Origin of the sequence: Luteibacter sp. CQ10 (assembly GCF_040900725.1) — a bacterium.
GTDB lineage: Bacteria > Pseudomonadota > Gammaproteobacteria > Xanthomonadales > Rhodanobacteraceae > Luteibacter.
The window spans coordinates 558,958-582,489 of the sequence record NZ_JAEUYM010000002.1 but is presented as its reverse complement, the minus strand read 5'-3'; the positions used below and the strand labels follow the sequence as shown (position 1 = coordinate 582,489).

The following is a 23,532-nucleotide window of genomic DNA, read 5'->3' as shown; positions in this document are numbered from 1 at the left end:
CGCTGCCATGCTGCACTACGCCCTCATTTTCCTCGTGATCGCGATCATCGCGGCCGTCTTCGGCTTCGGCGGCATCGCCGGCACGGCGGCCGGTATCGCGAAGATCCTTTTCGTTATCTTCCTGATCCTGGCAATTATTTCGTTCTTCCGGGGACGCGGCGCGCCGTGACCTGCCTGTCACCCCCTGCCCATTAACCTGACCTGCCCGATCCGATGGAGATGTCTACCATGAGCAAGCCCGAGGACCGCGTTGCCAACGCCGCGACCGCCGCCGCGAATACCCTTTCAGCCGCCGAGCGCATCGAAGAGCGTGCCGAGCGCGTGAAGCAGGCCACTTCCGACGCCGTCGACCGCACGAAGGACGCCGTGGATCGCGCGGCGGACAAGGTCGAAAGCGGCCTGCACACCGCCACCGACAAGGCCGCCCACGGTGCCACGCGCGCCGCCGAAAAGGCGGAGGAAGCCAAGCTGCGCGGCAAGGAGGCTTACGACGATGCGGTCGACCGCGCGAACGACTGGCTCGACGTCGCTCGCGACTATGTGCGTGAAAAGCCGGTACAGTCCGTCGCGATGGCCATTGCCGCCGGTTGGCTCGCAGGCCGGATTTTCCGTAACTGATTCGCTGGCCCGGGGGACGACGCATGCGGGAAGATAGTCCCTCGGGGCTCGGTGGCGACGATGAGGCGGTGGACCCGCGGCCCGGGGCGGCGACGCCGACCTGGTTCGACGATGTTCGCCGCCTCGGCGTCGGCTTGAAGAATCTGTTCGGCGCCCAGCTGAAGCTGGCGCTGGCGGAGATCGGGCTCGCTCGCAGCGGCATCGTCATGATGCTGTTCATGGGGTTGGCGGCCATCGTGTTCGCCGTGGCGCTGGGCTTCACGCTGCTGGCCCTGGCCGGCTGGGGCCTGGCGCAGTGGTTCGGCTCGTGGGCGTGGGCGCTGACGGCGCTGGCCGGCCTTCAGTTGATCCTGCTGGTGCTGTCGATCCTGGTATTCCGCCGCGGCATGCACTGGCTTACCCTTCCCGCCACGCGTGCCGAAATCGCCACCCTGGCGAGGGAAGCGGCGACACGGGGCAGGGCGGAAAGCGAGCGCGCCGAGGATTAAACAATGGGTATTTTCAGCAATATGGCGAAAGTCGCCGAAGCCCGGGCCAAGGTCGTCATCGCACGCGAGGAAACCGTGGCGCCCGCCGCCTCGCTTATTGCCCGGGGTTACGAACACCCGCTCACCGTGGTGGGCCTGGCCGCCGGTTCCGGCTTTTTGCTGGGCACGGCGAAGGTCAATCCGCTCGCCGTGCCGGGCGTGAGTGGCCTGGTCGCGGGCGGTAGCGCGGACATCGTCGGCAAGCTCCTTTCCATGGCCGCCGGGAGCCTCCTGGGCGACTTCGCGGGCGACGCAGCCGACGTCGCCGCCGAGTCGCCGTGACCGACGCCGCCAGTCCGCTCCCCACGCCGCTCGCATCCACGGCGGCGCCCGGTTCGGCCGTGTCGTCGCTGGTGGCGCGACCGCGCCGCAAGGCGGGGGCAGGGCGCAGCACCCGGCGCATCTCGCGCCATCTTCGTGCCATCCGCATTTCGCTTACCGGGATCATCCTGCTGGCGGTGGTCTACACCATCGCCATCGGCAAATCGTTGCTGGTGCCGCTGGTGCTGGCGGCTTTCCTCGGCCTGGCGCTGAATCCGATCGTCGCGACTGCCGCGCGCTGGCGCGTGCCCCGATGGCTCGCGGCCGTCACGTTGATGATTTTGCTGGGCGCCGGCATCGTCACCGCCGTGGCGACCCTGTCGCAGCCGGCGATGAACTGGTTCCACGACGCCCCCACCGCGATGCGTTCGCTGGCGCCGAAGATCAAGCCGCTCACGCAGCAGATCGAAGCGGCCAGCCGCGCCACGCAATCGCTGGCCGGCGGAGTGGTCACGCGCGCGGTCCAACAGCCCAACAGTCTGGCCTTCACCGCATGGGACGTCATGTCCACTGCGCCGAAAATCGTCGCCAGCGTACTGACCGTGGCGCTGCTGGTGTTCTTTTTCCTCGTGTATGGCGACGAAATCCTGCGCCGGGCGGTGGAGATATCGCCCACGTTCGAATACAAGCGGCACACGGTGAGCATCGTGCGCAGCATCCAGGTAGAGGTGTCGAGCTACCTGCTGCTCACCGTCGCGATCAACGTCACCTTGGGCCTGGTCACCTCGGGCATGCTGTATTTCTATGACGTACCCGACCCCCTACTGTGGGGATGCTTCGCCACGGTGGCGAACTTCATTCCTTACGTCGGTTCGATCACCACGACGGCGGTGCTGGCCGTGGTCGGCTCGCTGCATTTCCAGCAGGTCGGCACGGCCTTGCTGCCCGCCATGACCTTCGCGGGCATCACGGCCGTGGAAGGCAACATGATCACGCCGATGCTACAGGGGCGCCGTTCGCGGCTTTCGCCCGTCGCGATCCTGCTGTGGCTGCTCATCTGGGGCTGGTTGTGGGGCATTCCCGGCGCGCTGCTCGCGGTGCCGATGCTGACGTGCGTGAAGCTCATCACCGCGCGGCTGCGCGGGTGGACGTGGTTCGCGCATATCATTTCGCGTTAGAGCCGATGGTGTGTCATCGCTCCGTGGCGTAAACGGCGCTGGGTTCCTGCGTGCGCAGGAACGACGTTATTTCGTGCGTAACGGTGAATCGTATGGATCGTCGTTCCTGCGCACGCAGGAACCCAGCGCCTTGTGTCCGGGCAAGCGACACCGCTTACTACGCCCATTCACCAGCCGATCCTCATGCGATCCCGGTAGAACTCGCCGTTCCCCGCCTCGCGTTCCTGCAACAACGCCGCCCACACGATGCCTTCGGCGGCCTCGGCCACCGGCCGTCCGCCGCTGCCGCCTAGCGTCGTGGCGGTCCAGCCGGGCGACACCGCGTTGATGAGGATGCCGCTGCCGGCCATTTCCTTCGCCACCACTTGCGTGTACGCGTTGAGTGCGGCCTTCGACACGCGATAGGCGGGTGCCGTGTCGCAGCACATCGCCACGGTGGCGCATTCGCTGGATACGTTCACCACGCGTCCATAGCCGTGACGGCGCATGAGTGGCAGCGCGGCGCCGGTAAGACGCCACGCGCCGAGCAGGTTCACCTCGAGCGCGTCGCGGATCCGATCGAGGTCGGGCCGCGCCGCGCGTGCGTCGTGGTCGAAATAACCGCCCGCGTTGTTCACCAGGATGTCCAGGCGACCGGTGCGGCCCTCGATCTGCGCGATGGCGCTTTCCACGTCGGCGGACTTCGTCACGTCGAGCTTCAATGCATGGGCATCGCCGCCGAGCGCGCGAACGGCCTTCAAGGCTTTCTCGTTCTTGCCCGGCTCGCGCATGCCCATGAACACGGTGATGCCGCAGGAGGCGAGTTGCTTGCTCACCTCCAGGCCGATGCCGCGATTGGCGCCGCTCACCAACGCCACGCGCTGGTTGAGCGGCGGTTCCACCACCGTGGCGGCGGAACGGGTTTCACGCACCGGCAGGCGATGGACCTTGGCCGGGCTCATGGGGCTTTCGCAACCTCGCTGCACGAGGTATCGCCACAGGCTTCCCAGCCGCCACCGAGCGCCTTGTACAGCTGCACGGCACGCACGTTGATCGCGGCTTCGGCTTCGGCGAGCTGGTCTTCGGCCGAGAGCTGGGTGCGCTCGGCATCGAGCAGCTCGAGGTAATCGGTGCGGCCGGCGTCGTAGCGAAGCTTCGCCAGTTCCGCCGCGCGACGGCTCTCCTTTGCCTGCACGATCAGCTTTTCCACCCGCACGCGCTGCTGGTTGAAGCCGACCAGCGAATTGTCGACGTCCTCCAGCGCGGTCAGCACGGTGCGGTCATAGTTGGCGCGCGCTTCTTCCGCACGCGCCTTGGCACCCTTCACGCCGGAGTTCACCCGCTGCACGTTGAGGCCCGACCACGCGATGCTCGGCGCGATCGAGAACGCACGCGTATCGGCACCGCCGAAATCGTTGCTGCGCCCGGCGAGGAAACCGATGAAGCCGCCCAGCGAGATGTGCGGGAACCAGTCGGCCTTGGCCACGCCGATGCGCGCGTTGGCGGCGGCCAGCTCACGCTCGGCCACGCGGATGTCCGGGCGGCGGGCCAGCACCGCGTCCGCACCGCCGATGGCGATACTTACGTCGATGGGCTTGAACGTGGTGGGCGACAGGTCGACGTCGAGTTCGCCCGGGCGCACGCCCAACAGCACCGCGATGCGGAACTGGTCGGCTTGCGACTGCGTTTCGAGCACGGGCAACTGCGCTTCGACGGCGGCTAGGCGGGCCTTGGCGCTGGCCAGGTCCTGCTCGGCGCCGGTGCCGACCTCCACGCGCGCCGAGATCACCTTCAGCGAATCCTGCTGGTTGGCGATGTCGCGTTTGGCCACGTCGATGCGCAGCTGCGTGCCGCGCAGGTCGAAGTAGTTGCGCGCGACTTCGGCGAACAACGTGACCTGCGCGTCGTGCAACGACGCCTCGCCGGCGGCGGCATCGGCGCGCGCGGCTTCCACCTGGCGACGGATGCCGCCGAACAGGTCGAGCTCCCACGACGCATCGAAGCCGGCCTGGTACGTCGTGACCGTGGTGCGCTGGTCGGTGAAGCCGGGTTGCTGCCCACGGGCCCGCGAATAATCGATGCCCGTTTCGATGTCGGGAATCTGCTGCGACTTCGCCGTACCCAGGGCGGCGCGCGCCTGGTTCAGGCGCGCCACCGCGATCTTCAGGTCGGGCGCATTCGCCGCGGCGCGCTGGATCAGCGTGTCGAGCGTCGGGTCGCCGAACTGCTTCCACCACTGGGCCTGGAAATCCACGGTGGTCTGGTGCGCCGGATCGACGCCTTGCAGCGTGACCGGCGCTTCCTTCGGCGCGTGGTAGTCCGCGCCCACGCTCGCGCAACCGGCGAGCACGAGGGCGGCGAACAGGGCGGTGCTACGGAACAGGGTTTTCATGGATCAGGACTCCCGTGCCGCGTGTTCGAGAAGACGGCGTTCGCGGCGAGCGGCGCGGCGGGCGGCCGAACGCTCGTTCATGCCACGGATCAGCACGTAGAACAGCGGGGTGAAGATGAGGCCGAAGAAGGTCACGCCGAGCATGCCCGCGAACACCGCCACGCCCATGGCATGGCGCATTTCCGCACCGGCGCCATGCGAGGTCACCAGCGGCACCACGCCCATGATGAAGGCGAACGAGGTCATGAGGATCGGACGCAGTCGCAGGCGGGCGGCCTCGAGCACGGCATCGACGCGGTTCATGCCCTCGATTTCCGCCTCGCGGGCGAACTCGACGATCAGGATCGCGTTCTTGCACGCCAGGCCCACCAGCACGATCAGGCCGATCTGGGTGAAGATGTTGTTGTCGCCGCCGGTGACGATCACGCCCGCGATGGCCGAGAGCAGCACCATCGGCACGATCAGGATCACGGCCAGCGGCAGGCTCAGGCTCTCGTACAGCGACGCCAGCACCAGGAACACCAGCAACACCGACAGCGGGAACACCAGCACCGCCGTATTGCCGGCGAGGATCTGCTGGTAGGTCAGCTCCGTCCACTCGTAGGTCATGCCGTTGGGCAGGTTGGCCTTGACCAGTTTCTCCATCGCTTCCTGCGCCTGGCCGGTGCTGTAGCCCGGTGCCGCGCCACCGTTGATTTCGGCGGTGGGGAAACCGTTGTAATGCTGCACGCGATCCGGGCCGTTGCTCTGGCGCACGGTGACGAACGACCCCAGCGGCACGAGGTCGCCGTTGGCATTGCGCGTCTTCAGGTCGGCGATGTCGGACGGCTCGTGGCGGAACGACGGCTCCGCCGACACGTTCACCTGGTAGGTGCGGCCGAAGCGGTTGAAGTCGTTCACGTAGAGCGAGCCGAGGTAGGCCTGCATCGTCTGGAACACGTCGCCCAGGTCGATGCCTTCGCTCTTGGCCTTCTCGCGATCCACGTCGGCATCGAACTGCGGCACGCTCACCTGGTAGCTGGAGAACAGGCCGAACAGTTCCGGCGTCTTGTGGCTGGCGGCGATGATGCCCTGGGTCTGCTTGTACAGTTCCTCGAAGCCCATGTCGCCGCGGTCTTCGATCTGCATGCGGAAACCGCCGATCGTGCCGAGGCCGTTGACCGGCGGCGGCGGGAAGATCGCGATGTAGGCGTCCTGGATGCCGGCGAACTGCTGGTTGAGGCGCGCGACGATGGCATTGGCCGAGAGGTTCGCGTCACGGCGGTCCTCGAACGGCTTCAGCGTCACGAAGACGATGCCCGAGTTGGTGCTGTTGGTGAAACCGTTGATCGACAGGCCCGGGAACTGCACGGCGCTTTCCGCACCGGGATCCTTCAGGGCGATGTCGCCCATCTTGCGGATCACCGCTTCGGTGCGATCGAGCGACGCCGCGTCGGGCAGTTGCGCGAAGGCCACCAGGTACTGCTTGTCCTGCGGCGGCACGAAGCCGGTGGGCGTCTTCATGAAGCCGAACACGCCCAGGGCGACGAGACCGGCGTAGATCACCAGCACGACGGCCGAGAAACGCAGGATCTTCTTCACGCCGCCGACGTAGCCGTGGGCCGCGCGTTCGAACGTGCGGTTGAACGGGCGGAAGATCCAGCCGAGGTAGCGCTCCATCCACAGCGTGAGCCGGTCCTTGGGCTCGTCGCGACCCTTGAGCAGGATGGCCGACAGCGCCGGGCTGAGGGTGAGCGAGTTGAACGCCGAGATCACCGTGGAGATGGCGATGGTCAGCGCGAACTGACGGTAGAACTGGCCGGTGAGGCCGCTGATGAAAGCCGCCGGCACGAACACGGCGCAGAGCACCAGCGCCGTGGCGACGATGGGGCCGGTCACTTCCTTCATGGCCTGGCGCGTAGCCAGCTTGGGTTCGAGCCCGTGCTCGATGTGTCGCTCGACGTTTTCCACCACGACGATGGCGTCGTCCACCACGATGCCGATGGCCAGCACCAGGCCGAACAGCGACAGCGCGTTGAGCGAGAAGCCCACCAGGTACATCACGGCGAACGTGCCGATCAGGGAGACCGGGACGGCCACCAGCGGGATGATCGAGGCACGCCAGGTCTGCAGGAACAGGATCACCACCAGCACGACGAGCACGATCGCCTCGAACAGCGTGTGCACCACGGCCTCGATCGAGCCGCGCACGAACACGGTCGGGTCGTAGACGATGGAGTAGTCCACGCCCTGCGGGAAGTCCTTCTTCAGTTCCGCCATCTCCTTGCGCACTTCGTCGGAGATCGCGATCGCGTTCGAGCCCGGGCGCTGGAAGATGGGAATCGCCACCGCCTCCTTGTTGTTGAGCAGGCTGCGCAGCGCGTAGTTGTTCGAACCCAGTTCCACGCGGGCCACGTCACGCAGGTGCGTGACCGAGCCGGTGGGGTCGCTGCGCACGATGATGTTGAGGAAGTCGTCCTCGGTGACGAGGCGGCCGCGCGTATTGATGTTCACCTGGAAGGCGTTGTCGTTGCGGCCCGGGGGCGCGTTGAGCGCACCGGCGGCCACTTCGATGTTCTGCTCGCGGATCGCCTTCACCACGTCGCCCGTGGTGAGGTTGCGGATGGCGAGCTTTTCCGGGTTCATCCAGATGCGCATGCTGTACTCGCCCGCGCCGAACAGCTGCACGTCGCCGACGCCGTCGAGGCGGGCGAGCTGGTCCTTGATGCGCGTGCGGGCGTAGTTCGACAGGTAGAGCATGTCGTACCGGCTGTCCGGCGAGGTCAGGTGCACCACCATCGTGAGGTCGGGCGAGCTCTTGGTGGTGGTCACGCCCAGGCGCTGCACTTCCTCGGGCAGGCGCGGCAGGGCCTGCGCAACGCGGTTCTGCGTCTGCACCTGCGCGTTGTCCAGGTCGGTGCCCAGGGCGAAGGTGACGGTGAGCGTCATCGTGCCGTCGCTGGTCGACTGCGAGGAGGTGTAGAGCATGCCTTCCACGCCGTTGATCTGCTCTTCGAGCGGCGTGGCGACGGTCTCGGCGATCACCTTGGGGTTGGCGCCGGGATAGGTGGCCTTCACCACCACGGTGGGGGGCACCACTTCCGGGTATTCGCTGATCGGCAGCTTGAACACGGCGATACCGCCCGCGATCAGGAACAGCACCGACAGCACGCCCGCCAGGATCGGGCGTTCGACGAAGAATTGCGCGATTTTCATGGGAGGATCAGTCCTGGTTCTGCGCCACGCTGTCGACGCCCGCCGGACGCGAGGCCACGTTCTGGCCGGCGTTGGGCACGAGCGATGCCATCGCGACACGCTTGGGGTTCACCTCGACGCCCGGACGCACGTGCTGGAGGCCGTTGACCACCACCACGTCGTCGGCGCCGAGGCCGTCGTCGACCACGCGCAGGCCGTCCACGAGGGCACCGGTGGACACGCGGCGGTAAGCCACCTTCTTGTCCTTGCCCACCACGTAGACGTACTTGTTGCCCAGGTCGGTGCCCACCGCCTTGTCGTCGATCAGCGCGCGCGGCACGGGGTTGCCGCTGCGCAGTTCGACGCGGGCGAAGAGGCCGGCGGTGAAGGCGCCATCGGCGTTGGGGAACACGGCGCGCAGGCGGATCGTGCCGGCACCGGCACGCACCTGGTTGTCGATGAAGTCGATCTTGCCGGCGTGCGGATAGCCGCTCTCGTCGGCCAGACCCATCTGTACTTCCGGCGCGCGGCCGTTCTGGCGGCGCAGGCGGTCGAGCTTGAGGAAGGTCTGTTCGTCGACGTCGAAGTACACGTACATCGGATCGACCGTCACCACGCTGGTCAGCGTATCGCTGGGCGTCACGAGGTTGCCCGGGGTGATGCGCTGGTTGCTCACGCGGCCGTCGACGGGCGCGCGTACCTCGGTGAACGAGAGATTGAGGCGGGCGGCGTCGAGCGCCGCCTGCACCGAGGCGACCTGCGCGCGTGCGCTGGCGGCGGCGGTGTCCAGGCGATCGGCTTCCTCCTGGGACACGGCGTGCTGCGCCACGAGCTTGGCCCCGCGGGCGGCGTTGGCGTCCGCGTTCTTCGCTTCGGCCCTGGCCTGCACCAGGTTCGCGGCCAGGCGATCGGCCTCGGCCTTGTACGGGCGCGGGTCGATGGTGAAGAGCAGGTCGCCCTTCTTCACCGTGGCGCCTTCGTGGAAGTGCGTCGAATCGATGTAGCCGCTCACCCGGGCCTTCACGTCGATGGTGTCCACGGCCTGCACGCGGCCGGTGAACGAGGCGCTGTCGGTGACCGGACGCAGCAGCACCTGGGCGACGGTGACCTCCGGGGCCGGCGGTGCGGCGGCGGGTTCGGCCGCGCGGGTGGGCCCGCCCGCGCTCAGCCAGATGGCCGAGGCGACGGCGACCGCGAGGGCGGAAGAACCGAACAGGATTTTCTTCTTCATGGCTGTCCTGGATGAGTCGGTAAGGGATCGGATAAGACGTTGCGGTGCGGCAGGATGTGACCTCAACATTGGTTGAGGTCAAGCCGGACCACTTCAGGTGGCGAAATCTAGGTCTTGCTCGTCAAGCGAAAAATGGGTCTACAATCACCTCGCCTGTGACGGTCAGTCACGAATTCGAAGATTCCGAGGTCGACGATGGAAGATTTTTCGGCGATAAGCGTTTTCGTACGGGTGGTCGAAGCCAAGAGCTTTTCCGCTGCGGCGCAGCATCTGGAGATGACCCCCTCGGGTGTCAGCCGCGCCATTTCCCGCCTCGAGGAAAGCCTCGGCGCGCGGTTGTTCTTTCGCTCCACGCGATCCTTGCGTTTGACCGACGATGGCTCCGCGTTCTATGCGCGTTGCAAGGAGATCCTTGCCGATCTCACTGAGGCCACCGAAGCGCTGGGCTACGCCCGGACCAAGCCCGCGGGCAAGTTGCGGGTGGCCGCGTCATCGGCCGTGGGACGCTCCGCGATCATCCCCAACCTGGTCGAGTTCGAACGGCGCTACCCCGATATCCGGCTCGAACTGACCATGTGCGATTACCCCTTCGACTTGAACGAAGAGGGTTTCGACTGCGCCATACGCATGGGCGAGCTGGCCGATTCGAGCCTCATCGCGCGCAAGATCGGCCATTTCAGCAACGTGCTGTGCGCCGCGCCGGCCTATCTCCAGCGCCACGGCACACCGGGCAGCATCGACGACCTCAAGTCCCACCGCACGATCAATTTCGTCTATCCCACCACCGGCAAGCCCTATCAGTGGCAGTTCGACACGCCGGGCGGCCGCGTGGCGGTGGACGTCGACGCGCACATGCTGATCAACGACGGCGAATCGGTGATCCAGGCGGCCGTGGCCGGCCTGGGCATCATCCAGACCCCGCATTGCCTCGCCGCCAACGCGCTGGCGAAGGGCCAGTTGGAGATCGTCATGCCCGACACGATCTCGACCGGTTCGAACCTGTGGATCGTCTACCCGCAGAAGAGGCATCTCTCGGCGCGCGTGCAGGCCTTCATCGAGTGGACCAGCGAACTGTTCCAGCGCACCAGCGATCCGCAGTGCCGGATCATGGCGCAGCAGGAAGCCGAGCTGCGCCTGCGCCGGCAGCAGCTCCTTGAGCAGAAAACCGTGGAGATTGCGGAGGTCGCCTGATCCGCCGTCGCTCCTGCGTTCGTAGGAGCGAGGGCCAGGCTCAGCCGCCCGCCGGCAGGAAAAGCAGCAACGCGATACCCAACACGATGCGATAGATCGCGAAGGGCGTGAAGCGGTGCGAGCGGATGTAACCGAGCAGCCACTTCACCGCGGCGAACGCGACGACGGTGGACACCACGAAGGCCACGCCGAGTCCGGCCCAGTCCTCTCCCGCCGCGCCGCCATGGCTGAACGTCTTCAGCAGTTCGTAGCCGGTGGCCGCGTACATGGTGGGAATACCCACGAGGAAGGCGAATTCCGTCGCCGCCGCGCGGTTGTTGGTGCCGGCGAGCATGGCGACGAAGATCGTCGACGCCGACCGCGAGGTACCCGGGAAAATACCCGCCACCATCTGCGCGAGGCCGACGAGGATCGCCACGCGCCACGTGATGGCGGTGCGTTCGGGATGCTTCCCGGCGAGCTTTTCGGCCGCCATCATCCACACGCCGCCGATGATCAGCGCCCAGGCGATCGGGGTGATCGTCTCGGGCAGCTTGAAGCCGAGCTTGGTCGCGATCAGGCCGAGCACCGCGGTGATGAGGAAGGCCACGGCCAGCTTGGCGACGTAGTCGCGCGTTTCCGGGCGGCGCCAGTTCAGCACGAAGCTCCACAGCGTGCGCCAATAGATGAAGGTGACCGCCAGGATCGCACCCGCCTGGATCGCGACGTTGAACAGGTCCGATCGCGCGCCGAGCCAGCGCTCGGCGATCAACAGGTGGCCGGTGCTGGAGATGGGAAGGAACTCGGTGATGCCCTCGACGATGCCGAGCAGGATGGCGCTGATGAAGTCGTTCACGTGACTGGCTTTTTCGTTGGGGACGACGCCATAGCTTAGCGGCTTGCCGTCACATCGTGCCCACGCGATGCCTGCAAATGTGCACGGCGCCCACTTCGCACGAACTTGCAGACCGACATGGCGTTGCTTCCGTTCCGCATCCGTCGCCCGCGCGGCGGCCCTTGCCTGATCGCCCTCGCGGCGGCGTTCTCGCTCGCCGCCTGCGCACCGCCCGTACGGCCGCCCGCCTTCGTGCCACGCGAGGAGGTGCCGCTGGCCGGTCTTCCCACGGGCCGGGCCGGTTGGCCGCCGACCGAATGGTGGCGCCGCTACGGCGACGACCAGCTCGACCGCGTGATCGCGCTCGCCATGCGCGGCTCGCCGAACATGGAACAGGCCGAGGCCCGCTATCGAGCCGCCTTGCGCGCCGTGGATTCGGCGAAGGCCGAACTCAACCCGCAGGTGCGCGGGTTGCTGAGCGGCAACCACGGCTACAACGACGTCACGCTGCGTGGACAGGCGCCCGGCGCCACCGGTAGTGCTCAGGGATTCCAGCTCAGCCCGGGCAGCAGCTGGAGCAACAGCGGTGCCGCCGGCGCGCTGGCGACGTGGGATCTCGACCTGTGGGGCAAGCAGAAGGACGCCGTGGCCGCCGCGGTGGGACAGGCGCGCGCCGCCGAGGCCGAGCGCGCATCGGCGGCGACCTCGCTTCAATACAACGTGAGCAACACCTATTTCGACTGGCAGGCCCAGCAGGCCCGCCTCGCCGTGGCCCGGCACGCGGTACGCAGCGCGGAGGATTATCGCGAGCTGGTGCAACTGCGCGTGCATGGCGGCCTGGACGACCCCACCGCCCTCGACCAGGCCGATGCCCAGCTCGCCCAACAGCGCGGAGCCATCGCCCAACTCGAGGGTGCGGCGCGGCTTGACCTGGTGCAGCTCGCCGCCCTGGCGGGCGTCTCGCTGAACGAGCTCGGCGAGCTCGCCCCACGGTCGTTGCCCACGGCCGACACCGAGCTTCCGTCCGATGCGCGGCTGGGCCTCATCGCGCGCCGCCCCGACATCGCGGCGGCGCGCTGGCAGATCGAGGCCTCGGCGAAGAACATCGACCAGGCGCGCAAGGCGTACTACCCCGACGTGAGCCTCACCGCGCTCGGCGCGTACCTGCGGACCTATCCGGACCTGGGCTCGGGCACGCGTACCGACCTGACGCTGGGCGGGATCGGTCCGTCCATCCAGTTGCCGATCTTCAGCGGTGGGCGTCTGCGCGCGCAGTATGAAGGCGCGCAGGCACAACTGGACACCGCGGTGGCCCAATACGATGGCGCCGTGGTGCAGGCGGCGGGTGAGGTCGCCCAAGGCGTGGAAACCCTGCGCATGCTCGATGCGCGCGGCGTGCAGCAGGATCGCCAGCTCGAAGCCGCGCGTGCACAGCAGCGCCGTGCGGGCGACCGCCGCTCCAAGGGCCTCATCGACGACCGCGACTGGCTGCGTGCCGACATGCAGGTAGACCAGCAGCGCGACGCGCGCCTTCAGATCGACAGCCAGACGCTGTCGGCCAACCTTTCCCTGATCCATGCACTGGGTGGCGGCTACCGCGCCGACGACCTGCCCGATCTTCCGGCCGCGGCGGCCGGCAAGGAATCCACGCGATGACCACCGAGAACGACGAACCGCGCGACGAAGGCACGAACGCACCGCTGCCCTACAAGTACCGCTACAAGTATCTGCACAAGTACGGCGACGAGAGCGATCCCGAGCGTGACGACAAGGACGACGACAAGGACGAGAACAAGGACGGCGACGACGGGAAGGACGGCGACGACGGGAAGGACGGCGAAAACAAGGATGGCGACAAGAAGGACGGCGACAAGAAAGAGGACAAGGACGATCCGAAAGCCAAGCGCAAGAAGATCATCGTCCTGTCCATCATCGCCGCCGTCTTCCTGCTCGCCGGCCTGACCTGGCTGCTGCTTTACATCTTCGTGTTCACGCAGCGCGAGAAGACCGACGACGCCTACGTCAAGGGCGACATGGTGACGATCTCCTCGCGCGTGGCCGGCACCGTGGTCGAAGTGGCGGTGGAGGAAACCGAGCGCGTGCACGCGGGACAGGTGCTGGTGCGCCTGGACCCGGTCGACGCGAAGGTGGCGCTGATGAACGCCGAGGGCCAGCTCGCGCAGGCCGTGCGCGAGGCGCAGGCGCGCCAGCAGCAAGCCAACCAGGCCGATGCCGCCATTCCGCAGCGTCGCGCGCAGTACGAACAGGCCCGCGACGAATACAACCGTCGACACCCGCTGCTCGAGCGCCGCGCGGTCTCCGCCGAGGAAGTGGACACCGGCAAACGCCAGATGCAGCAGGCCTATGCGGCCTTACAGGCGGCCGAACGCGAAGCCGCCGCCGCGCACGCGCAGGTGGACGGTACCTCGGTGGAGAACTTCCCCGCCGTGATCCAGGCCCGTTCGCAATTCCGCAACGCATGGGTAAACAGCGGACGCAACGCCATCGTCTCGCCCATCGAAGGTTACGCCGCACGACGCCAGGTGCAGGTGGGCCAGCGCATCCAGCCGGGGCAGGACCTGCTCACCGTGGTGCCGCTACAAGACCTCTGGGTGGACGCCAACTTCAAGGAAACCCAGCTGGAGCACATCCGCATCGGCCAGCCGGTGAAAATCACCACGGACATGTATTCCGACTTCGAATACCACGGCAAGGTCGTGGGCCTGAACGCCGGTACCGGCAGCGCGTTCTCGTTGCTCCCGGCCGAAAACGCCACCGGCAACTGGATCAAGGTGGTGCAGCGACTGCCCGTGCGCGTGGCGATCGACGCGGAAGACCTGCGCAAGCATCCGCTGCGGGTGGGCCTGTCCACCTACGTCACGGTGGACACGCACGATCGCGACGGCAAGGTGCTGGCCGAGACGCCGCGCAGCAAGCCGCTGGCGAGCACCAACGTCTACGAGCAGGAAATGGGCGAAGCCGACGAGCGCGCGCAGGAGATCATCCGCGAGAACACGGTCGCCGTGCCCACCCCGGTTCCGGCCAAGCGCGGCTGACGCATGGCCGGCGCGAAAGGCCAGGGCGCTACGCCGCCCCCGATGCATGGCGGGCAGCTCGCGCTGCTCACGGCGGGCGTGGCGTTGGCGACGTTCATGGAAGTGCTCGACATTTCCATCGTCAACGTCTCGGTGCGTACCATCGCCGGCAACCTCGGCGTCAGCAGCAACGAAGGCACCATGGCGATCAGCGCCTACTCCATGGCGAGCGCCGTGATGCAGCCGCTGACGGGTTGGGTGGCGAAACGATTCGGTGAGGTGCGCACCTTCAGCGTGTCGGTGTTGCTGTTCGTGATCTTCTCGGCGATGTGCGGACTGTCGCAGAGCATGCCGATGCTGATCGTGTTCCGCCTCCTGCAGGGCGCGGTCTCCGGCCCCATGGTGCCGTTGTCGCAGACGCTGCTGCTCAATAACTACCCGCCCGCGCGGCGGCCGATCGCGCTGGCGCTATGGGCGATGACGGTGGTGGTCGCACCCGTGTTCGGCCCCATCCTCGGCGGCTGGATCACGGACAACTACCACTGGTCGTGGATCTTCTTCATCAACATCCCCGTCGGCCTGTTCGCGCTCATCATCACCATCACGCTGCTGCGTGGCCGCGAATCGAAGGTGGTGAAGATTCCCGTCGACGCGGTCGGCCTGTTCCTGCTGGCGGTCGGCGTGGGCTGCCTGCAATTCATGCTCGACAACGGCAACGACGACGACTGGTTCAGCTCCAACCTCATCACGGTGCTGGCGATCGTGGCGCTGGTGTGCCTCACCTTCCTCGTGGCCTGGGAGCTGATGCACAAGAACCCGGTGGTGGAACTGCGCCTGCTGGGCAAACGCAACTTCCTCGTCGGCGTGTTGTGCCTGTCGTTGGGCATGTTCGCCTTCTTCGGCGGCACGGTGGTGATGCCGCAATGGGTGCAGGAGGTGCTCGGCTACAACGCCACCTGGGCGGGCTTCGTGGTCGCGCCCATCGGGCTATTGGCGATCTTCATGTCGCCCCTCGTCGGCGCGTTCCAGAGCCGCTTCGACCTGCGCGTGCTCAACACCGTGGGCTTCGCGATCTTCGCCGCGGCGTCCTTCTGGATGTCCACGCTGAGCACGAACGCTCCTTACCACGAACTGGCCGAGCCCCGTTTCATGATGGGCGCGGGCGTGGCGTTGTTCTTCGTGCCGGTGAACCAGATCATTCTCTCGGGCATTCCCGACGAGCAGGTGGCGAGCGCCTCGGGCCTGTCGAACTTCTTCCGAACCCTGGCGGGCAGCATCGCCACGGCGGTGAGCACCACGATGTACTCGCATCGCACCACGTTCCACCATGCGGTACTGACCGAGCACGTCGTATCCGGGGACCGCACGACGATGGAGTACCTCGATCGTTTCCAGGCGGGCGGTATTCAAGGCCCGGTGGCCAACGCCGCCTTGAACCGCATCGTGGACATGCAGGCGGCGACGTTGGCGGTGAACGATGTCTTCTGGATCTTCGGGCTGATGTTCGGACTGGCGATGATCGCCATCTGGTTTGCGAAGCCGCCGTTTGCGTCGGGCGGCACACCTGCGCACTGAAGTCTGCGGTAGGCAGCTTCTTGATCATCGCGCGCGTTACCTCTCCGGAAGCTCTTTTATGTTGTCGGAGATTGGTTGCGAAGGATCAAGTCCCTTTAGCAGGTCGGCGCTTGGTATTTTCTCAATGATACGTTCACTTCCCCCCGGTGCTTGCCCAGTCTGCGGCGGCACATAGCGCTCTTGCCCATAACTCGGTTTCGCATAGGCTCGCTCCGAGTCGGATACGGTTTCCTTTCGTGCAAGTATGTCCGGCAAGGCGGCTTGCAGCTTCTTGATATCCCGAACTTCCAGTTCGCTTGCCAGCTTGAGGACGTCTTCGTATGCGGTAGCCATGAGATCGACACTCCTTTGTGTGAGTCACCGGAATACGCTTCTCGACACAAAGCATCCATAGGATCAACGAAGTAGGCTGAAATCCGATCTCGTGGCTTATTCAGACCCCAAGGGCGTTCCATGCCATTTCCGCATGGAAGATGCCGGTACGGACGTGCCGCGGGAGCCGGCTTCATCGGCTCCCGCGGAAAACGTCACGCCTCGGAGAAGTCCAGCGTCTCGGTCAAATCGCCCGGTGCAGGCCCACCCGCCGCGACCATCGCGTCCTCGCGCATCTTCAAACCGGGCAGCTTTTCCAGCTTGAACCGCCGCGTGAGGAAACGCGCGATCGAACCGGTGTCGTACACCGTGTGCTCCACGTGCCCCTTCTTCGCGAACGGCGATACCACCAGCGCCGGAATGCGCGTGCCCGGCCCCCAGCGATCGCCCTTGGGCGGCGCCACGTGATCCCACCAGCCGCCGTTCTCGTCGAAGGTGACGATCACCAGCATGTTCTTCCACTGCGGGCTCTTGCGCAGTTCGTGCACGATGGCACCGATGTGGCGGTCGCCCGCTTCCACGTCGGAATAGCCGGCGTGCATGTTGAGGTCGCCCTGCGGCTTGTAGAACGTGACCGTGGGCAGCTTGCCCGCCGCCACGTCGGCGAGGAAATGGTTCGTCTTTGCCGTCTCGCCGAGACCGCCGTCGCGCAGATGGCGCTTGCGCGCTTCGGTGCCGGGCGCGAGCCCCTCGAAATAATTCAGCGGCTGGTGATGCGCCTGGAAGTTCGGCGTGGACGGAAAGCTGCCGTCGTCGCTGTCGCCATGCCCGTCGAGCGCGGCCTGGAAGCCGCCGGCGTACCAGGCCCAGTCCACGTTCTTCGCCGAGAGCATGTCGCCGATGTGCTTGTGCTTCTGCGGCACGAGGTTGTTCGGGCTGCTCATGTCGGCCAGCAGGGGATGCTTGCGGTCGACGTTGAAGCCCGGCGAATACGGCGGGCCCATCGTACCCACCGCGAAGAAGTCCGGCGTGAGCGTGGCATGGTGGGCGAACTTCGGCTTGCCCTGCATCGCGCTGGCCGGGGACTCGTCGGACAGCTTCAGGCGGGGATCGTCTGCCTTGCCGCTCTGGGTGACGGCGATGCTGAACTGCGCAGGGCTCTTGTCCGCGTCCGGATAGATCGGCGGCTGTGCGGCCACGAGGTACTGGTGGTTGAGGAACGAGCCGCCGAAGGCGCCCATGAAAAAGCGGTCGCACAGCGTGAACTGCTCGGCCAGGCGCCACAGGCGCAGGTGCACCGGCGTCTCGGCGTAATGGCCCATCACCAGCGCGCCGCTGTCGCCCCAGGCAACGAAGCCGTCGTTCTTGCCGCCGTTGATCTGCGCCTGGTTGTTGTAGAAGGCGTGCACGAGGTCGCGCGTGATCACGCCGTGCGGCAGAGGCGTGCCGTCGGGCATGCGCAGCGCCCACGGCGCGTTGGGCAGGCCCGTCAGGTCCTTCTCGGCCACCTTGTACGTGCGGTGGGCCACGCTCTGCTCATGCGGCACCATGCCGCCCCAGATGGGAGGCAACGTATCGAAGGGCTTGCCGTCGCGGTCGATCTGCCGCGTGCGTTCCGGCGGCAGCGACGACAGCGGTTCCTTCACGCCGGGGAAGTCGCCGAACAGATTGTTGAAGCTGCGATTCTCGGCGTAGATCACCACCACGTGGTCGATATGCTTTTCGAGCAGGGCGTCGAGCTCGGCTCCGGCCGGGGCGGTCGATGCGGCCTTGCCCGCGGCACCGGCCACCTCGTTCACGCCACCCAGCGCGAGCAGGGCGCCGGTGGAGGCCATGCCGCCCAGCAGGCGGCGGCGCCCGGCGTCGGGCGTGTCGTCTTCGTGTTTTTTCGTCATCGGTCGAAACTTGGGGAAGAGGTAGCGGCCGCCGGCCGCCGGATGATTTACGGACCGTAGACAAAAACCATGTCGGGCTGATGGCGTCAACCCTTTCCGATTGGTGCATACGCTGCCGAATTGCACCGATATGGTGCAATTCGGCAATCCGTTCGGGGCCGGTCTATGATGCCTGGGCTCGGCCCAGGGCGCCCCGTCGATGGCGGAGCCGCTGGCACAGCGATTGCTAAACGCATTCCGCCCCCTACCCAATTCGAGGTCCGTATGTCCGCCGCTTCCAAAGTGCTGAACCTCATCCAGGAAGAGAACATCGAGTTCGTCGACCTGCGCTTCGCCGACATGCTCGGCAAGCACCACCACGTGACCTTCCCGGCCCACGCCATCGATGAGGGCACCTTCGAAGACGGCAAGATGTTCGACGGCTCGTCGATCCCCGGCTGGAAGGGCATCAACGAATCGGACATGGTGCTCCTGCCCGATCCGGAAACCGCGCACCTGGATCCGTTCAGCGCCCACAAGCAGCTGATCCTGCATTGCGACGTGCTCGAGCCGAGCACCATGCAGGCCTACGGCCGCGACCCGCGCTCGATCGCCAAGCGCGCCGAGGCGTTCCTGAAGTCCACCGGCATCGCCGACACGGCGTTCTTCGGTCCGGAGCCCGAGTTCTTCATCTTCGACTCGATCCGCTGGCAGAACGACATGGGCCGCGTGTTCTACGAGATCAACTCCGAAGAGGCCGCCTGGTCGTCGCGCTACAAGTACGACGGCACCAACACCGGCCATCGCCCGGGCGTGAAGGGCGGTTACTTCCCGGTGAGCCCGGTGGACAGCCTGGGCGACCTGCGCGCCGACATGTGCAAGGTGCTCGAATCGCTGGGCCAGGTGGTGGAAGTGCACCACCACGAAGTGGCCAACGCCGGCCAGTGCGAGATCGGCACCCGTTTCAACACGCTGGTGAGGAAGGCCGACGAACTGATGACGATGAAGTACGTCATCAAGAACGTGGCCCACCAGCAGGGCAAGACCGTCACCTTCATGCCCAAGCCGATCGTCGGCGACAACGGCTCGGGCATGCACGTGCACCAGTCGCTGTCGAAGAACGGCGAAAACCTCTTCGCGGGCGACCTCTACGGCGGCCTGTCGCAGACGGCGCTGTGGTACATCGGCGGCATCTTCAAGCATGCCAAGGCCATCAACGCCTTCGCCAACTCCACCACCAACAGCTACAAGCGCCTCGTGCCGGGCTTCGAAGCGCCGGTGATGCTCGCCTACTCGGCGCGCAACCGTTCGGCGTCGTGCCGCATCCCGTACGTGTCCAGCCCGAAGGGCCGTCGCATCGAAATCCGTTTCCCGGACCCGATGCAGTCGGGCTATCTCACCTTCACGGTGCTCATGATGGCCGGTCTCGACGGCATCCTGAACAAGATCGACCCGGGTGCGCCGGCCGACAAGGATCTCTACGACCTGCCGCCGGAAGAAGAGAAGAACATCCCGCAGGTCTGCGCCAGCCTCGACGAGGCACTGAGCGCGCTCGACAAGGATCGCGAATTCCTCAAGGCGGGCGGCGTGTTCACCGACGACTTCATCGACGGCTACATCGCGCTGAAGATGCAGGAAGTCACGCGTTACCGCGCGAGCACCCACCCGCTCGAGTTCCAGATGTACTACGCGATCTGATCGCTTGCTCGAATGAGAACGAAGGGGCGCTCCGGCGCCCCTTTTGTTTTTGCGTGGTTTCCTGCCAGGGGTGAGTTCCCTACGGAAGGGTGGGAGGATTCAGTTCATTCGCCAGCGGCTGTGCCGCGAGAACCGGCTCACGTCGACATGGATGACCTCGTGCGTTTCCTGCCGGATGGATAACTAGAGTTCGTCGTGAGGTGGCGACGTCGGCTTCGGCGGCGTGCCTATCGGCACCGGATCGACGATGGGTCGCGGCGTGCCGGGCAATGCATCGAAAGGGTTGTCGACGACGCTGTCGCAGGCGAACACCCGGGAAGACGCCGTGGGCATCGCACCGGTGAGGAGATAACGGGCGGCCGCGCGCTCGATGCAGGGCGAGACGGTGAAGTTGAACACGCCATGCAGCGTGGAACTCCGTACCAGCAGCATGCGTGCGTTGGGGAAGCCGTGAACGATCGACGTCGCGCCGGGCAGGGGCGTGGTCACGTCCTTGTCGGACTGGATCAGCAGGAAGGGCTCGGCGCGCTTCAGCGGCGAGAGGTCCGGCACGCGCGAGGTAGGCCCGCCCCACTGGGAGCAGATGGCTTCCTCGAAGATATCCGATCCATTGGCATGGAGATCGGTCGCCGCGATGCGTTTCGCGGCTTCGCGTATGTCCCGTTCGCTGCGATCCCAGCGTTGATCGTTGCAGGACGTGATGGTGCGAACCGAGTCGCCCGACGATCCCTCGCGCGGGAAGGCGCCGACGGGCGGCTTCACGTAAAGCACCTCGGACAACAGGCTCGCGTCCCAGCGCATGCGGCTGTCGATGAGCGGGTCGTTGCTGAAGCGCGCTCGTTGGACGAGCCGGCGCATGAGTTCATGGGACGGCCGCGGCTCCTGCCGCCACCACTGGGCAACCCGTAGCGCGGTAGCGAGTTTCGCGGGGGTATCGATATTCCGCACCCAGCGTTCGCGCGGGAGGTCGGGGAAGTCATCGATCTCGCGGGCGATGGTGTCACGGTCGCCGACGAGCCCGTGGCGAGCGAGATCGTTGAAGAGCGGCGTCACGACGTCGTCCTGAAACGCCCTGCGTCGCGCCTGTCGGGCCAGGGCGAGCGCCCCGGCGTAACCGTGGGTGAAATCCATGCTCGAGTCGAGAAGGAGACGGCCGATGCGTTGCGGATAGATGGACGCGTACCACGCTCCGACCATCCCGCCGTAGGAAATGCCGTAGAAATGGATCGTGTCGTCGCCCAGCATGTCCCGCACGAAGTCCATGTCGTGCACGTGCTGCTCGGTGTTGATGAACGGCTCGCGCGATTGAGCCATGCAGGCCGCGGCCGTGGCGCGCGCCTCGTCCATCATGCGCGCCCAGTTTTCGTCGTCCAGGTGCGTGGGAAGGAAGGCGAACCGGTGCGGCAGGGGCGGTACGCACGTGAGCGGCTCGCTGCCGACGAGCCCACGCGGAATGACGGCGACCAGGTCGAAACGTTCCGCCAGGCGACGCTTGTCGCCATCGACCGGGTCGGTGAGGCGGGCACTGCTCCAACGCTCGGCGAGGTTGCGCAGCAGTTTGCCCGGATGGGCGCCCGGACCACCGGGATGGAAGAAGATGGCGCCCTCGCGGGCGAAGGGCAGTGCGGCCCGGATACGGATCACGCCGACGCTCATCGAGCGACCGTCGGGCTGGACGTGATCGTACGGCGCGTTCACCGTGGCGCATTGAAGGCGGTCGCCGAGCGTGGAGGATGGCGTTCCCGTCCAGCCGGCCGGGCATGGCCCCCAGGCGAGCGCGGGTACGGGCGCTGCGGAGGCGGCGGAAGCGGCGGCGAGCGCGAAGACGAATCCGGCGATCCTTCGCATGTTCAACGGCGTGGCTCCTTGCATGGCGTCGGTGGATCAGAGTTCGTCGTGCGGGGCTGGGGCCGGTCGATCGGCCGGCACAGGCGCGGTCGTCGGCGGACGGGATGGGCCCGGCAACGCGTGGATCGGGTGGATGAAACGATCGTCACAGGCGAGGACGCGCGACGAGGTGGCGGGCAGTTCGCCCGTCAGCAGGTAATGGGATGCCGTCCGCTCGATGCAGGACGACGTGGTGAAATTGAACAGCGCATGCTGCGCGGAATCTTTCACCAGCAGCATGTGCGCGTTCGCGAAGCGGTCGAGGATGAACGATGCGCCCTGCAGGGGCGTCACGCTGTCTTTCTCCGATTGCAGGAGCAGGAAAGGCGCGGCGCGTTCCAGGACGGCCAGATCCGGCTGGCGTGCGCTGGCGCCTCCCCAGCGTGAGCAAGTCACTTCCTCTAGGGTCTCCAGGCCGGTGAACGCGACATAACGCGTGGCATCGCTCAAGGCGGTCCAGCGGATGTCGCTCTCGTCGCGAAGCCACGGCACGTCGTTGCAGGCCGTGATCACCCGCACCGAATCGCCTTCGGGTCCCAGCACGAAACCAGGCCGCGTCGGCGGCGGGGTGTAGAGCGCGGCGACCGCCTGGATGGCCTCCCAGCGGATGCGCCGGTGAAGCGACGGGTCCGGGCTGAACGTCGCCGCTTCGAGGAGGCGGGACATGCCGGACACCGTCTCCTGCGGATGGTCGCGCCACCACTTGGTGACGCGAAGGGCCGCCGCCAGACGAACGGGATCGGTCAATCGACCCGCCCATTTCTCGCGGAGCGTATCCGGAAGACCGGCGATCGCGTATTCGACCGCATCGGCATCGTTGCCCAGGCCGAAACGCGAGGGATCATCCAGTAGCGGACCGACGGTGTCGTTCACGAAGGACGCCTGCCGCGCCGCCAGGGACATGCGCACGGCCGCTCGGTAGTCGTGCGTGAAATCCATGCTCGAATCGAGCAGCAGGCGGCCGGCATGCGCGGGATACATCGACGCGTACCATGCGGCCACCCTGCCACCGTAGGAAATGCCATAGATATGGATGCGGTCATCGCCGAGCGCCCGTCGCACCCAGTCCATGTCGTGCGCATGTTGTTCGGTATTGACGTAGCGCGCCTGGTAAGGCGCGGAACAGGCGTCGGCGATCGCCTGGCCTTCTTCCATGACGAGGCGCCAGTTCGCGTCGTCCAGGTGGGTGGGAAGGTACGCGAAGCGGGGCGGCAGTCCCGTGACACAGCGGATCGCGCCGGCACCGCGCAGGCCACGCGGCACGACGGCGATGAGGTCGAAGCGCTCGGCCAGGCGTCGTTTGTCGCCGTGGGCCGGGTCGTCGGCATCCGTCGTCGACCAGCTTTCGGCCAGCGAGCGAAGCAGTTTTCCCGAAAGTGCGCCCGGTCCTCCGCGATTGAAGGCGATGACGCCTTCGCGCTCCGCGGCGTGGGCGGCACGTATGCGGACGACTTCCACGTCGATGGTGCGGCCATCGGGTGCGACATGGTCCAGTGGTGCGTTCATGACGCCGCACTGGAGGCGGTCGCCGAGCACGCCGGACGGGGTGCCGACGAGGCTTTCCTCGCACGGTCCCCAGCGGATGTCGGGAGCCTGGGAGGCGATGGACGGTGAAGAAAGCGCCAGCGCGCACAGCGTGCCCGCGATGGTGGTATGCCTGAAGCGACGGAACATGCACGGACCCATGTGGTGAAGCAGGGCAGGCATGCTATGTGGGCTCGCCCTCGTCACCTATCGGGGCGAGCCCTCGGCGGAAACGCCGTTTTGCCGGGATGCGCGTAGGCGT

The 23,532-nt window shown here is 66.5% G+C and carries 19 protein-coding genes; 10 read left to right on the top strand and 9 right to left on the bottom strand.

The window, feature by feature from the left end; genetic code table 11:
* Positions 1-7 precede the first annotated feature (7 nt).
* The 5 genes from JNG39_RS11445 to JNG39_RS11425 are packed head-to-tail and all read left to right on the top strand — an operon-like array spanning position 8 to position 2,584.
* The gene (locus JNG39_RS11445; protein ID WP_144911839.1) at positions 8-169 is read left to right on the top strand and encodes a DUF1328 domain-containing protein; all 162 of its coding nucleotides are present in this window, start codon (positions 8-10) and stop codon (positions 167-169) included.
* 59 nt (positions 170-228) lie between these two features.
* Positions 229-618, top strand: coding sequence for a YqjD family protein (locus JNG39_RS11440; protein WP_368311505.1), 390 nt, complete (start codon positions 229-231; stop codon positions 616-618).
* A 23-nt stretch (positions 619-641) separates the two neighbouring features.
* On the top strand, positions 642-1,106 hold the full coding sequence (locus tag JNG39_RS11435; protein ID WP_368311504.1) for an ABC transporter ATP-binding protein: 465 nt from the start codon (positions 642-644) through the stop codon (positions 1,104-1,106).
* Positions 1,107-1,109: 3 nt separating this feature from the next.
* On the top strand, positions 1,110-1,427 hold the full coding sequence (locus JNG39_RS11430) for a hypothetical protein (RefSeq protein WP_368311503.1): 318 nt from the start codon (positions 1,110-1,112) through the stop codon (positions 1,425-1,427).
* Complete coding sequence (locus tag JNG39_RS11425; RefSeq protein ID WP_368311502.1) at positions 1,424-2,584, top strand: AI-2E family transporter; 1,161 nt, start codon at positions 1,424-1,426, stop codon at positions 2,582-2,584. The genes JNG39_RS11430 and JNG39_RS11425 overlap by 4 nt, the downstream gene beginning before the upstream one ends.
* A 167-nt stretch (positions 2,585-2,751) precedes the next feature.
* Here JNG39_RS11425 and JNG39_RS11420 read toward each other — a convergent pair whose 3' ends face one another.
* The 4 genes from JNG39_RS11420 to JNG39_RS11405 are packed head-to-tail and all read right to left on the bottom strand — an operon-like array spanning position 2,752 to position 9,360.
* Positions 2,752-3,525: an SDR family NAD(P)-dependent oxidoreductase gene (locus JNG39_RS11420; RefSeq protein ID WP_368311501.1), complete on the bottom strand. Its 774-nt coding sequence runs from the start codon at positions 3,523-3,525 to the stop codon at positions 2,752-2,754.
* Entirely contained in the window at positions 3,522-4,955 is a 1,434-nt protein-coding gene (locus tag JNG39_RS11415) for an efflux transporter outer membrane subunit (RefSeq protein WP_368311500.1), read from the bottom strand. The genes JNG39_RS11420 and JNG39_RS11415 overlap by 4 nt, the downstream gene beginning before the upstream one ends.
* A 3-nt stretch (positions 4,956-4,958) precedes the next feature.
* Positions 4,959-8,150: an efflux RND transporter permease subunit gene (locus tag JNG39_RS11410; RefSeq protein WP_368311499.1), complete on the bottom strand. Its 3,192-nt coding sequence runs from the start codon at positions 8,148-8,150 to the stop codon at positions 4,959-4,961.
* A 7-nt stretch (positions 8,151-8,157) separates the two neighbouring features.
* Complete coding sequence (locus JNG39_RS11405) at positions 8,158-9,360, bottom strand: efflux RND transporter periplasmic adaptor subunit (protein ID WP_368311498.1); 1,203 nt, start codon at positions 9,358-9,360, stop codon at positions 8,158-8,160.
* A gap of 195 nt (positions 9,361-9,555) precedes the next feature.
* On the opposite strand from JNG39_RS11405, the gene JNG39_RS11400 reads away from it, so the two are divergent.
* The gene (locus tag JNG39_RS11400; RefSeq protein ID WP_368311497.1) at positions 9,556-10,551 is read left to right on the top strand and encodes a LysR family transcriptional regulator; all 996 of its coding nucleotides are present in this window, start codon (positions 9,556-9,558) and stop codon (positions 10,549-10,551) included.
* Positions 10,552-10,591: 40 nt separating this feature from the next.
* Here JNG39_RS11400 and JNG39_RS11395 read toward each other — a convergent pair whose 3' ends face one another.
* A complete protein-coding gene (locus JNG39_RS11395) occupies positions 10,592-11,386 on the bottom strand; it encodes an undecaprenyl-diphosphate phosphatase (RefSeq protein ID WP_368311496.1) in 795 nt (264 codons plus the stop codon).
* Positions 11,387-11,503: 117 nt separating this feature from the next.
* On the opposite strand from JNG39_RS11395, the gene JNG39_RS11390 reads away from it, so the two are divergent.
* The 3 genes from JNG39_RS11390 to JNG39_RS11380 are packed head-to-tail and all read left to right on the top strand — an operon-like array spanning position 11,504 to position 15,975.
* Entirely contained in the window at positions 11,504-13,021 is a 1,518-nt protein-coding gene (locus JNG39_RS11390; protein ID WP_368311495.1) for an efflux transporter outer membrane subunit, read from the top strand.
* Positions 13,018-14,421: an efflux RND transporter periplasmic adaptor subunit gene (locus JNG39_RS11385; protein WP_368311494.1), complete on the top strand. Its 1,404-nt coding sequence runs from the start codon at positions 13,018-13,020 to the stop codon at positions 14,419-14,421. The genes JNG39_RS11390 and JNG39_RS11385 overlap by 4 nt, the downstream gene beginning before the upstream one ends.
* A 3-nt stretch (positions 14,422-14,424) precedes the next feature.
* Positions 14,425-15,975: a DHA2 family efflux MFS transporter permease subunit gene (locus JNG39_RS11380; RefSeq protein WP_368311493.1), complete on the top strand. Its 1,551-nt coding sequence runs from the start codon at positions 14,425-14,427 to the stop codon at positions 15,973-15,975.
* 36 nt (positions 15,976-16,011) lie between these two features.
* Here JNG39_RS11380 and JNG39_RS11375 read toward each other — a convergent pair whose 3' ends face one another.
* Together JNG39_RS11375 and acpA are read right to left on the bottom strand one after the other, a co-directional pair.
* Complete coding sequence (locus tag JNG39_RS11375) at positions 16,012-16,308, bottom strand: hypothetical protein (protein ID WP_368311492.1); 297 nt, start codon at positions 16,306-16,308, stop codon at positions 16,012-16,014.
* A 194-nt stretch (positions 16,309-16,502) separates the two neighbouring features.
* Positions 16,503-18,182 carry an acid phosphatase gene (gene acpA, locus JNG39_RS11370; RefSeq protein WP_368311491.1) on the bottom strand — a complete coding sequence of 560 codons (1,680 nt, stop codon included), beginning with the start codon at positions 18,180-18,182 and terminating at the stop codon, positions 16,503-16,505.
* Between the two features lie 264 nt (positions 18,183-18,446).
* On the opposite strand from acpA, the gene glnA reads away from it, so the two are divergent.
* On the top strand, positions 18,447-19,859 hold the full coding sequence (gene glnA / locus JNG39_RS11365; RefSeq protein ID WP_368311490.1) for a type I glutamate--ammonia ligase: 1,413 nt from the start codon (positions 18,447-18,449) through the stop codon (positions 19,857-19,859).
* A gap of 183 nt (positions 19,860-20,042) precedes the next feature.
* On the opposite strand, the gene JNG39_RS11360 is transcribed toward glnA, so the two are convergent.
* Positions 20,043-21,707, bottom strand: a complete 1,665-nt coding sequence (locus tag JNG39_RS11360) for an alpha/beta fold hydrolase (protein ID WP_368311489.1) — start codon at positions 21,705-21,707, stop codon at positions 20,043-20,045.
* A 36-nt stretch (positions 21,708-21,743) separates the two neighbouring features.
* Complete coding sequence (locus tag JNG39_RS11355) at positions 21,744-23,420, bottom strand: alpha/beta fold hydrolase (RefSeq protein ID WP_368311488.1); 1,677 nt, start codon at positions 23,418-23,420, stop codon at positions 21,744-21,746.
* Positions 23,421-23,532: the final 112 nt, after the last annotated feature.

Coding starts and splice junctions, on each gene's coding strand:
- JNG39_RS11375 (WP_368311492.1), bottom strand. CDS start 16,308: ATGGCTACCGCATACGAAGACGTCCTCAAGCTGGCAAGCGAACTGGAA.
- JNG39_RS11355 (WP_368311488.1), bottom strand. CDS start 23,420: ATGTTCCGTCGCTTCAGGCATACCACCATCGCGGGCACGCTGTGCGCG.
- JNG39_RS11420 (WP_368311501.1), bottom strand. CDS start 3,525: ATGAGCCCGGCCAAGGTCCATCGCCTGCCGGTGCGTGAAACCCGTTCC.
- glnA (WP_368311490.1), top strand. CDS start 18,447: ATGTCCGCCGCTTCCAAAGTGCTGAACCTCATCCAGGAAGAGAACATC.
- JNG39_RS11440 (WP_368311505.1), top strand. CDS start 229: ATGAGCAAGCCCGAGGACCGCGTTGCCAACGCCGCGACCGCCGCCGCG.
- JNG39_RS11390 (WP_368311495.1), top strand. CDS start 11,504: ATGGCGTTGCTTCCGTTCCGCATCCGTCGCCCGCGCGGCGGCCCTTGC.
- JNG39_RS11445 (WP_144911839.1), top strand. CDS start 8: ATGCTGCACTACGCCCTCATTTTCCTCGTGATCGCGATCATCGCGGCC.
- acpA (WP_368311491.1), bottom strand. CDS start 18,182: ATGACGAAAAAACACGAAGACGACACGCCCGACGCCGGGCGCCGCCGC.
- JNG39_RS11405 (WP_368311498.1), bottom strand. CDS start 9,360: ATGAAGAAGAAAATCCTGTTCGGTTCTTCCGCCCTCGCGGTCGCCGTC.
- JNG39_RS11400 (WP_368311497.1), top strand. CDS start 9,556: ATGGAAGATTTTTCGGCGATAAGCGTTTTCGTACGGGTGGTCGAAGCC.
- JNG39_RS11430 (WP_368311503.1), top strand. CDS start 1,110: ATGGGTATTTTCAGCAATATGGCGAAAGTCGCCGAAGCCCGGGCCAAG.
- JNG39_RS11415 (WP_368311500.1), bottom strand. CDS start 4,955: ATGAAAACCCTGTTCCGTAGCACCGCCCTGTTCGCCGCCCTCGTGCTC.
- JNG39_RS11360 (WP_368311489.1), bottom strand. CDS start 21,707: ATGCGAAGGATCGCCGGATTCGTCTTCGCGCTCGCCGCCGCTTCCGCC.
- JNG39_RS11435 (WP_368311504.1), top strand. CDS start 642: ATGCGGGAAGATAGTCCCTCGGGGCTCGGTGGCGACGATGAGGCGGTG.
- JNG39_RS11410 (WP_368311499.1), bottom strand. CDS start 8,150: ATGAAAATCGCGCAATTCTTCGTCGAACGCCCGATCCTGGCGGGCGTG.
- JNG39_RS11380 (WP_368311493.1), top strand. CDS start 14,425: ATGGCCGGCGCGAAAGGCCAGGGCGCTACGCCGCCCCCGATGCATGGC.
- JNG39_RS11385 (WP_368311494.1), top strand. CDS start 13,018: ATGACCACCGAGAACGACGAACCGCGCGACGAAGGCACGAACGCACCG.